The 10,101-nt window shown below is 70.7% G+C and carries 9 protein-coding genes; all 9 read left to right on the forward strand.

Annotated elements, in window-relative coordinates; genetic code table 11:
* Positions 1–1,803: DUF87 domain-containing protein (locus RN901_RS09010; protein WP_310757941.1), on the forward strand; the 1,803-nt coding region annotated here is incomplete at its 5' end.
* Positions 1,800–2,678: a TrbG/VirB9 family P-type conjugative transfer protein gene (locus tag RN901_RS09015; RefSeq protein ID WP_310757942.1), complete on the forward strand. Its 879-nt coding sequence runs from the start codon at positions 1,800–1,802 to the stop codon at positions 2,676–2,678. The genes RN901_RS09010 and RN901_RS09015, both read left to right, overlap by 4 nt.
* A complete protein-coding gene (locus RN901_RS09020; protein WP_310757943.1) occupies positions 2,675–3,925 on the forward strand; it encodes a TrbI/VirB10 family protein in 1,251 nt (416 codons plus the stop codon). Before RN901_RS09015 ends, RN901_RS09020 begins: the two co-directional genes overlap by 4 nt.
* Before the next feature lie 17 nt (positions 3,926–3,942).
* Positions 3,943–4,839 (forward strand): hypothetical protein, encoded by an 897-nt coding sequence (locus RN901_RS09025; protein WP_310757944.1) that lies wholly within the window; start codon positions 3,943–3,945, stop codon positions 4,837–4,839.
* A gap of 12 nt (positions 4,840–4,851) precedes the next feature.
* On the forward strand, positions 4,852–5,850 hold the full coding sequence (locus tag RN901_RS09030) for a type IV secretion system protein (RefSeq protein WP_310757945.1): 999 nt from the start codon (positions 4,852–4,854) through the stop codon (positions 5,848–5,850).
* Between the two features lie 18 nt (positions 5,851–5,868).
* On the forward strand, positions 5,869–6,537 hold the full coding sequence (locus tag RN901_RS09035) for a VirB8/TrbF family protein (RefSeq protein ID WP_310757946.1): 669 nt from the start codon (positions 5,869–5,871) through the stop codon (positions 6,535–6,537).
* Positions 6,534–7,466 (forward strand): hypothetical protein, encoded by a 933-nt coding sequence (locus tag RN901_RS09040; RefSeq protein WP_310757947.1) that lies wholly within the window; start codon positions 6,534–6,536, stop codon positions 7,464–7,466. Before RN901_RS09035 ends, RN901_RS09040 begins: the two co-directional genes overlap by 4 nt.
* A 298-nt stretch (positions 7,467–7,764) precedes the next feature.
* Entirely contained in the window at positions 7,765–9,792 is a 2,028-nt protein-coding gene (locus RN901_RS09045; RefSeq protein WP_310757948.1) for a TraM recognition domain-containing protein, read from the forward strand.
* The coding region (locus tag RN901_RS09050) for an ATPase, T2SS/T4P/T4SS family (RefSeq protein ID WP_310757949.1) at positions 9,789–10,101 on the forward strand (313 nt) is incomplete at its 3' end. The genes RN901_RS09045 and RN901_RS09050, both read left to right, overlap by 4 nt.

Here is a 10,101-nt window from a genome sequence, read left to right on the forward strand (position 1 = left end):
AGCGGCATGAACTGGCGGCTCGCGCTCTCGGAACTCGAAGCCGAGCGCAGCCACCTCCGTCTCGACGGCGAGCCGGTGATCCTGTATTCGCTACTGTCGCCGCCCGGCCAGGCGCACGCGAACCTGCTCAAGGACCTGTACTGCCTGGACGCGGTGCTGACGGTCTCGCTCGAATGGCGGCCGTGGACGGTCGAGAAGGCGCGGCGGCGGATCCGGGGCGCGCAGCGCCATTACTTCTCGCGCCGCTACTCGATGATGGCGCACATGCGCGAGACCGAGGGCACGGCGTCGGCGATGGTCGATTCGGCGGCTGCGGCGGAATCGGACCGGCTTGGAAGTGCGCTTGTCGAACTCGAAGCGGACGGCGTGGCCTACGGCGAGGCGTCGCTCACCGTGGCACTCCACGGCGAACTGGACGAGATCGAGCGGCTGGACGGCGACGTGCGCCGCCTCTTCGCCGCGCATGACGCGAAGGTGGTCCGGGAGGGCTTCGGCCAACTCCCGGTCTGGTTCTCGCGGCTCCCGGCCCAGCCGCGCAGGCGGCAGGTGCGGAGCGTCGTGGTGTCGGCCGGACTGGCCGCATGCCTCGCGCCCGTGTTCGGACCGCCGAGGGGTTCGGCGCGCAGCAGCCATCTCCGCCGCGAGTCGCTGGCGGTGCTGGAGACCCCGTGGCGCACCGCGTACCACTACGACCTGTTCGCGGGCGACGTGGGCCACACGCTGATCCTGGGCGCGACGGGCTCGGGCAAGAGCTTCACGCTCAACTTCCTCCTGGTCGAGGCGCTGAAGTACGGTCCCCGGGTGCTGATTCTGGACCTGGGCGGCTCCTACCGCTGGCTGACCCGGTTCCTCGGCGGCTCCTACCTGGAGCTGACGCCGGGCGAGACGGAGTCCGGCCTCAGACTTCAGCCGTTCGCGCTGCCGCCCACCACGCGCACGTTCCAGTTCCTGACCGGCTGGGTCCAGCGTCTGCTTCGCCTCGGCGGCTACGAGCCGGGCGGGGCGGACACGAGCGAGATCAGGGCACGGGTCGAGGACCTGTATGCGTTCGACCGGGACCGCAGGACCCTCGGCGTGCTGGCGGGTTCGCTCCCGTCGGCGATGTGGCCCGCTCTGAGCCGCTGGACCGGCGACGGGGCGTGGGGCCGCTACTTCGACAACGCGCCGGGCGGGACGGCCGACCTGGAGTTCCGGGACTGGCAGGTGATCGACCTAGCGGGCGCGGCCGAGCACGCGGATCTGTGCGAGGCGGCGCTGTCGTACCTGCTGGAGCGCATGAGGCTGGAGATCGAGGACCCGGCCGAAGCCGCCCGTCTCAAGCTGATGGTGGTGGACGAGGCGTGGCGCTATCTGGCCGATCCGGCGGTGCTCGCGTATCTGGCCGAGGCGGCGAAGACGTGGCGGAAGAAGAACGCGGCGCTGGTGCTCGCCACGCAGTCGGCGGTGGACGTGACCGGGACGCCCGGCGCATCGGCGCTGCTGGAGTCGGTGCCGACCAAGCTGTTCCTCGCCAACCCCGAGTTGCCGGAGGAGGTCGGGACGCTCTTTCGGCTGAACGAGTCGGAGGTGTCGCGGGTCCGGGAACTCACACCGAAGCGCGAACTGTATCTCCGCCGCCCGGACGAGGCGGCGGTGCTCCGGCTCGAAGTCGATCCTCAGAGCTACTGGCTCTACACGTCGTCGCCGCTGGACGCCGAGAAGCGCGCCGAGGCGGTGGCGAAGCACGGGCTGGTCCGGGCACTCGAAGTGCTGACCCGGCCCAACACACCCCAACCAACGAACCGAAAGGACGTGACACCATGAAAACTCCAACCTTGGCGATCCTGCTCGGGCTCGCCGTTGTCGTGTTGACGCTGCTGCTGGCTGCGGTTCCTGCCGATGCCGCCGCGCAGCAGCCCCAAGAAGACGCCGCCTTCCTCCGCGTGCCGGTGGGCGGAGAAGGCGACGAACTGATCCCCCGCCTACGCGCGCGCGTGCGCCACACAACCTTAATCGTCCTTCCGGCCGGGGAGCGGATCCTCGACTTCGTGGTCGGCGACTCGGAGTACTGGCACCTGACGGGCGCGGCGAACGTCGCGTACCTGAAGCCGCTGGCCGAGGACGGGGAGACGAACGTCGCGCTCGTTTGCGAGTCGGGCCGCATCTATTCGTTTCTGGTCTCGGAGCACGGCGAGAAGCCGCCACACCTCGTTGTCCGGGTCGATCCGGGCGCGGAGTCGCCGGACGGTGTCGCGGGCGCTCCCGGGTTCGTCGCCCGGAGCGAGGTGGTGGCCTACCGGCGGATGGCCGCCGAGGCGGCGGAGGCCGCCCGCAGGGCTCGGGTGGAGGCCGAGGCCGGGATCATCGAAGCCGGGCGGCAGGCCCGGGCGGAGATCGAGGCGTTCCGCGCCGGGTATCCGGGACGTCTCCGGTTCGAGTACCGGCTGGACTCGGAGGCGTTGAAGCGGCCGTTCCTGGTCGAGGCGATGTGGCACGACGGGCGGTTCACCTACATCCGGTCGCGCGCGCAGGAGGCGCCCGCGCTGTACGAACTCAAGGACGGCGAACCGGCGCTGGTCGCGTTCGACCTCTCGGGCGACGGCCTCTACGTCGCCCGTCATGTCCTGGACGACGGATGGCTCCAGATCGGCGACAGGCGGCTTCGGTGGCGGTTCGAGCCGGGGGAGGAGAACCGATGAGCCGCTGGAAGCAGTTGGTGAAGCCGCCGAAGGGCGCGCTTCCGGGCGGCATCGTCACCAAGGCCGGGATTGCGCTGATCGCGGTGCTGGTCGCCGGGATGCTGTTCTCTTGGTCGCTGACGGGTCCCCAGGCGGACCCGATGGCCACCGGCACCGCACCGGAGCCGCGAGCGGTGGACGACCGCGTGGGCCGGGCGCTTCAGGGGCGGCTGCGCGCGGAGGCCGAGCGCCAGGCCCAGCAGGCGGCGGCCAACGAGGCCCGTACCGGCCTGGAGGGCCGGCGGGATGCCGCCGCCGAGCATCCGGTCGAAGTCGAGACACGGGACGCGCCTCGCGGTGCCGTCGGCATCGGTATGGGCCAGGCCGAGTGGGAACTTCGAGAGGCGCTACGTCTTGAAGAGATCGAGCGGCGAACGCGCTCGCTCCGCTCTTCTCCGGTCGCCCGGACGTACCGCGATCCGGGCGGTGTGCGCGGTGGCGTGGGAGCTTCCCCGGCGGCACCGGAACCGCCCGAGGCCGCGCTCGACGCCACACTTGCTTCTTTGGAGCGGTCGGTCGCCGTCTTCGAAAACGAGTGGGCGGCCGGGCTGGCCGGACGGGCGTTTCCCGCTTCCCCCGGAGTTGCATCGAAAACCCCGCCCCGAACGTCCGGCACGGCGGAGCCCGGACGCGTTGTTCGGCAGGATGACCCGCCGGGCTGGGAGCGCATCCGCGAGGGCTCGTTTCTCGAAGCGGTGCTCCTGACGCAACTCTCGGGCGACTTCCCCGGCCCGGTGCTCGCGATGGTGTCGGTGCCGTTCCATTCGGCCGACCGCCAGCGGGTGCTGATCCCGCGCGGCGCGCGCGTCGTCGGGACCGCCCAAGCGGTTCATCACCGGGACCAGAGCCGTCTCGCCGTCGCGTTCCACCGGCTGCTGCTGCCCGATGGCGGCTGGATCGACCTGGAGTTCGCGGGCCTCAACCAAGCGGGCGAAGGCGCGCTTCGGGACCGGGTCAACCGCCACTACTTCTCGACGTTCGCCGCGGCCGGGGCCGTCGGCGCCCTGAGCGGGCTCACGCTGGCCGGGGCCTCGCCCTACGGGCTCCAGGCAGGCGTCGGCCAGGGGCTCGGCAACAGCGCCACCTCGGTGCTCGACCGGTTCCTCAACCGGATGCCCGAGATCACGATCCGCGCAGGCCACCGGCTCCGCATCTGGCTCACGTCCGATGTCCTGATCCCAACCCCCATCCACGCCGAACACCGCTGACACGAAAGGACTGTTTCATGCTTCATCGCATCCTCGCCCCCGCTCCTCTCGTCCCGATCCTGCTCCTCGCGGGCGCCCGTCCCGCGAGCGCACAGTTCGACTTCGCCAGCTGGTTCCAGCGGGCCACGATCATCGCGAACCAGATCACGCAGATCTCGCACCAGGTCACCCAGATCCGGTCGATGGCCCGCCAGCTTACGGAACTCGAAGACCAGCTCGACCACATGGAGCGCGCCGCCAAGGGCGAGATCGACGCCCTGCTCCGACCGTTCTCCGACCTTGCCGCCGATCCCGTCGGCCTGGTGCGGGACGGCCTCGCGTGGCGGTCCGACTTCGCGGGCGCAGCCCGAGGGACCGTCGATGCCGTCAGGGACTTCGGCAACGGACGCTCGTTCACCGGACTCTGGCGCACCGCCTACGGAACCGCCGACCGGGTGACGGACGCCGACATCCTGGCTCTGTTTGCGAACCTTCCGCCCGAAGCCGCGACGCGCGCGCTGGAGGACCACCGGCGCACCCGCGAGGCCGCCGACCGGCAGCGGGTGCTCGATTACGCCCTTCTCGATGCGGCGGCGGCGCTCACCGGAACCATCGAGAGCGCGCAGAGCTCGTTCGCAGGCCTCACGGCGAATGGGAACCTGTCCAACACGGCCCTTCAGCAGGCCGAGGTCGCGGCCGCGCTGAGCCAAGGCCGCATCAACGCGGCGCTCGGCCAAGTGCTCGCCCATCAGACCGCAATGGAGGCAAACCGGGCGAGGCAGGCCGAACTCGCCCACCTCGAATGGCTTGGGCGCTGGCATGACGGTCGGGCGCGGGCGAACGCGCTTGCCCGGACGATGCGAAACGCGGCTTCGCTGAACCGGGCCGCGCTCCGCGACGGGCTCCTGTTCCGAATCCCGTCGTTCTACCGGTAGGACGCGACGGCCATGCAACTCCCCCCGCAGTCCATCGACCCGAACGTCCCGACGCAGATCCCCGGCGACCAGCTTCAGGACTTCAAGAGCTTCCTGGACGTGGTGCTCGACACCGTGATCGGCGGCGCGGCGCCAGACGTGCATACGCTCGGACTCCAGCTTTGGGGCGGGCTCGCCGCCGTCATGGTCGCCTGGACCGGGCTCAAGATCGCCTACAGCGGCACGTTCCAGCCGTGGTCGCTCGTCAAGCTCGTGCTCGGGATCGCGATCCCCCGCACGCTGCTCCACTACTACGTCGTCCCGATCCCCGGCGTCGGGCTCACGTTCCCGGCCATGATCGCGTCGGGCGGGATCTGGCTCCAGAACCTGTTCCTCTCCGACGTGGTGTCGGCGGGCTACACCGAGATGACGGCGCTCGTGCAGGCCTACTCCGCGCACCTGAGCGCCGCGTGGTCCACCGGCAACCTGCTGTCCATCGTGACGGCGGGCGTCACGGTGATCTTCTCGTCGCTCGTCACGCTGGTGATGGGCGCGTCGCTCGTGGTCTGCCTGCTGCTGCTGTTCTGCATCACCTACGCGCAGGTGATCTGGGCGCAGGTCGCCATCGCCATCGTGATCCTGCTGGGTCCGGTGTTCATCGCGTTCCTGCTCTTCGAGCCGCTCGCGTTCCTGTTCTGGGGATGGTTCCGGACCCTGATGGTCTACACGCTCTACGGCGTCGTGGCCGGTGCCGTGCTCAGGGTCTTCATGGGCGTCGGCATGGGCTACATCACGACCTACGCCGATGCGCTGATGGGCACCGGCACCTCCGACCCGATGGAACTCTGGCTCTGGGCCGTCGTCCTGCTCCCGCTCGTCGTCTGCGGCCTGATGGCCAGCCTCAAGGTCGGCGAACTCGCCGCCATGCTGGTGTCCGGCTCCGGCAACGCAGGATCCGGGTTCGTCGCCCTCGTCATGCGCGGAGCCGGGGGAGCGGTCGCGCCCGCGGCCGCCGCCAAGCCACCCGTCTGAGACCCCAAGGAGAAGCCGATGAAAAGAGACAAGAACGCTGGCCGCGAGTACGCCGAGATCTGGGGAGAGGCCGTTCAGGCGAACCGGAAACTTCGGAGGATCGTGGTGCTGCTCGCAGCAAGCTGCGTGCTCGGCGTCGTGGTGCTGCTCCGGCTTGCGGGCGCGGAGCCGCCCAGGCCCATCGTGATCCGGGTGGACGAGGTCGGCCGCGCGGAGGCGCTCGCCTACGAGGCCGCCACCGCCCAGGCCGATCCGCTCGATCCCACGACCAAGTACTTCCTCAACCGGTTCGTCGCCGACTTCCACTCGCGCCGCCGCGCGACCGTCGAGGAGCACTGGACCCGGAGCCTCCGGTTCCTCTCGACCGAACTCGCCAACGCCGCGTTCCAGAGGGACGGCGGCGAGGTCGCCGCCACGGCGGCCGGGACGGCGGAGACGGAAGCCCAGGTCGAGAACGTCGTGCTCCGCATCCACCCCTCGCCCGAGCCGCCGCACGGCGCGACCGCCGACTTCGATCTCGTGCACCTGACCGGAGCGCGGGAGGTCCGGCGCGAGCGCTGGACGCTCACGCTTCGGTTCGAGTTTCTCGAAAGCATTCCACCGGAGCTCGTCGTCCACAACCCGATGGGCATCCTCGTCACCTACCTCCAGGCCGACCGGGCGCTGGTCACGGAGGACGGCCGATGATCGCGCATCTGAAGGGCCGGGAGAAGGCGCTGAAGGAGTTCGGCTGGACGGGCCGCCATGCCGATTGGATCGCCCTGGTGTGCCTCCACAGCGGCGTGTTCACCCGCGCGCAGGCGATGCGGTTCCTGGACGCGCACCCCGAACAGGCGCGGCGCGTCGTGCACGCCCTGATCGCCCGGGGCCTTGCCGCCGAGGAGACCGTGCCCGGCGTCCGGGGCATCGGGCGGGTGTGCCGGATTTTCTCGCGCCGCGTCTACCGGGCGCTCGGTGCCGAGCATGTCCGGCACCGGCGCGACGCCTCGAACGAGGTGCTGATGCGCCGACTGCTCTCGCTCGACTACGTGATCGAGCACGCGGACCTGCCGTGGCTGCCGACCGAGGCCGAGAAGGTCGCCGCGTTCGAGGCGCTCGGAATCGAGCGCGCCCTCCTCCCCGTTCGAGTCTACCGGGGCGCCGCCGGGAACACCCGCCGCCACTTCCCCGTCAAGCTGCCCGTCGCGCTGGACTCGGCCCGCGCGATGTTCGTCTACGTGGACCCCGGCCACGACACCTCGACGGCGCTCCGGTCCTGGGGCAACGCGCACCGGGGGCTGTGGCGGGCGCTCACGCGGCTGGGCCGATCCGTCGAAGTCGTCGCCGTCGGGCGCAGGTCGCGGGAGATCGACCGGGCCGAGCGGGTCATGCGCGGCTGGGCGGAGGATGGCGTTCCCGCCGAAGCGGACGCCGGGATGCGCGACGAGATCGCCCGGATCGAGCGCGCGATCCTTCAGGGCGCGGTCCGGGTCCTCGAAGAGTTCGGCGGGCTCCAGGCCGCCATGAAGCGCAGCGTCGCGCTGACGAAACAGATCCGCGGGCAAGGCGGGCGCGGGTCGATCCATCGCGGCACCGCCTGGCAGACGGTGCGCCTCGCCGGGGCTCGTTACCGATGACCGGCGCGCGACTTACGGCCGCACCGGCTCGTGAAAACGACATGGGGGTGCGATTCACGTTTTCGGCCTCCAGCGATTCACACGCGCCCCCCGGTCCATCCGCTTGCGCGGCCGGGTCTTGCGGCCTCGCGGCCCGCCCGCCCGCTGCCGGACGGGCCGAAGAGGCCGTGGCGGGAGCGACCCGGCAGTCCGAGGGCCTGCCACGGGTTCGGGGCCGGGTGTGTTTTCACAACACCCGCCCCCGTCCCCTTCGGGTCGCTCCCGCAGCAACGGTCCCTCCGGGAAGGGGGTCGGACCGATGAAGCCCTGGACGCTGGTCATCATCGGAGTCGCTATGGCGGCGGCGGGCGCGCGCGCGTTCCTCGCGCCGTTCCCCGGCACGGGCGGCAACCCGTACCTCGACCTGATCGCCTGGCACGATCCGGGCATCCACGCCGCCCTCCGCGCCTGGCACTACCTCGCGCCCGGGTTCGCCGTGCTGCTCGCGGGCAGCATCTCGCTGTCGGTGTCGCGGGTCTGGCTCCGGCCGCTCGCGAGGCGGCGCGCGCGGGGCAGGCTTCCGGCGTGGCCCACTTCCACCGACGACGACGCGCCCTCGCTCGTGGTCGGCGAACTGCACCATCCGACCGTCCCGGAGGAGAGCGAGCGGCCCTCCTGGCTCGTCATCCCCGAGAAGGGACTCTACACCGGCGTGCTCGTCGTCGGGGCGGTCGGGACCGGCAAGACCACCGCCTGCATGTATCCGTTCGCCGAGCAACTTCTCACGTGGCGGGCGGACGACGCCAAGCGCCGCGCGGGCGCGCTCGTGCTCGAAGTCAAGGGGGACTTCTGCCATCAGGTGCGCGGCATCCTCGAAGCCGCCGGGCGCGGCGGCGACTACCTCGAAGTCGGGCTCGGCGGCTCGCTCCAGTGGAACCCGCTCGACGATCCGCTGCTCGACTCCTACTCGCTCGCCTACACCGTCGCGTCCCTCATCAACCAACTCTTCGGCAAGTCCCGCGAACCGTTTTGGCAGCAGGCGTACACCAACCTCGTCCGGTGGATCATCGAGGTTCACCGGCTACTGCCGGGCGGCTGGGTCACGCTCCGGGACGTCTACCGCTGCACGGTGGACCCGAAGCTGTTCGCGGACAGGATCCGCGAGGCACAGGACGTGGCGGACGGCATGCGCCCGGTGCGCGCCGTTGTCGCCAACGAGGACCTCGCCGCGCATATCGAGCCGCTCGAAGACTGGGCCTGGGAGCCCGTGCACGGCAGGGAACAGTCGGCGTGCCGCATGGATCCGAAACTCGAAGCCCGCCTCAAGAGGCTGAAGCTTGCGTACACGACGGAGGCGGCCGGGGACGGCGCGGGCAACGAGTACGCCGAGCAGGTCGAGGCGGTCGCGCGTTGGTATCTGAAGGACTGGATGGCGCTGGACGCCAAGCTCCGCACCTCGATCGTCGAGGGGATCAGCGTGTTCCTGTCGCTGTTCGACCAGCCGGATGTCGCGGGCGTGTTCTGTCCCCCGCCTCCCGGTGCCGCCGCCGGCAGGAGCCACGAAGCCGGCGGGGACGGCGCGGATGTACTTCCCATGCCGGGGCTGCGCCGGAGGCTGCCGCCGCTCTCCGACCTGATCGAGGGCGGCAAGGTGCTGGCGCTCAACATGCCCGCAGGCGCGAACCCGGCGCTGGCGCGAGCCATCGGCGTCCTGCTCAAGAACGCGTGGATGCAGGCGCTGCTCAGGCGTCCGGCCGAAGCCGCCCGCCGTCCCGGACGGTACATGCGGCCCGCCGTGTTCATCTGCGACGAGTACCAAGCGTTTGCCACCGTGGGCCAAGACGACCCGTCCGGCGACGAGAAGGCGTTCGCGCTGACCCGGCAGTGCCGCTGCATCCCCATCGTCGCCACGCAGTCGATCTCGTCGCTCCGCTCCGTGCTGCCCTCGGGCGAGGCGTGGCGCACGCTCGTCCAGACGCTCCGCACACGGATCTTCCTGTCGCTCTCCGACGAGTCGTCGGCCCGGATCGCGTCCGAGATGTGCGGGTCCGTCATGAAGACCCAGGCCTCCCACACGTTCACCGAGACCACGGGCAGGCCCGAGTTCTCGCTGCTGTCCGGCCGGGCCGGAGGCGGACGCGGCACGATGGGCGCGAGCAAGTCGTTTCGGCGGGCGCTTCAGCCCGTGTTCACTCCCCGGCAGTTCGCGCTGCTGGCCAACTACCAGGCCGTCTGCCTGCCCTACGACGGCGTCAAGTCGCTCCCGGCCACCCGCGTCTACCTGAAGCCCCACTACCTGCCGAAGACCGAACGCTACTGGCGGCTCCGCGAGGAGGGCCGGATATGAAGCGCGCCAGCGGCATCGGCCACCTCACTCCGTTCCTGCCGGGACTGGAGGCGCTCCTGAAGGACGCGGAGGTCTCCGAGATCATGATCAACGGCCCGGGCAACGTGTGGGTCGAGAGGGCCGGGCGGCTGGAGCCGCACGAGGCCCCGGCCCTCACGTCCCAATGGCTCGACCGGGCCGCCATCCACATCGCCCGGCCGCTGGGGCTCGATCCGGCCGCGAGGCCCATCCTCGACGCCCGGCTCGACGACGGCTCGCGGGTCGCGATCTGCACGCCGCCCGCGAGCCCGGATGTCGCCATCACGATAC

The sequence above is a fragment of the Candidatus Palauibacter soopunensis genome (assembly GCF_947581735.1).
Taxonomy (GTDB): domain Bacteria; phylum Gemmatimonadota; class Gemmatimonadetes; order Palauibacterales; family Palauibacteraceae; genus Palauibacter; species Palauibacter soopunensis.

What these genes read in the sequence shown, in the direction of transcription:
- RN901_RS09030 (WP_310757945.1), top strand. Translation starts at nt 4,852, where the DNA reads ATGCAACTCCCCCCGCAGTCCATCGACCCGAACGTCCCGACGCAGATC.
- RN901_RS09045 (WP_310757948.1), top strand. Translation starts at nt 7,765, where the DNA reads ATGAAGCCCTGGACGCTGGTCATCATCGGAGTCGCTATGGCGGCGGCG.
- RN901_RS09035 (WP_310757946.1), top strand. Translation starts at nt 5,869, where the DNA reads ATGAAAAGAGACAAGAACGCTGGCCGCGAGTACGCCGAGATCTGGGGA.
- RN901_RS09025 (WP_310757944.1), top strand. Translation starts at nt 3,943, where the DNA reads ATGCTTCATCGCATCCTCGCCCCCGCTCCTCTCGTCCCGATCCTGCTC.
- RN901_RS09020 (WP_310757943.1), top strand. Translation starts at nt 2,675, where the DNA reads ATGAGCCGCTGGAAGCAGTTGGTGAAGCCGCCGAAGGGCGCGCTTCCG.
- RN901_RS09040 (WP_310757947.1), top strand. Translation starts at nt 6,534, where the DNA reads ATGATCGCGCATCTGAAGGGCCGGGAGAAGGCGCTGAAGGAGTTCGGC.
- RN901_RS09015 (WP_310757942.1), top strand. Translation starts at nt 1,800, where the DNA reads ATGAAAACTCCAACCTTGGCGATCCTGCTCGGGCTCGCCGTTGTCGTG.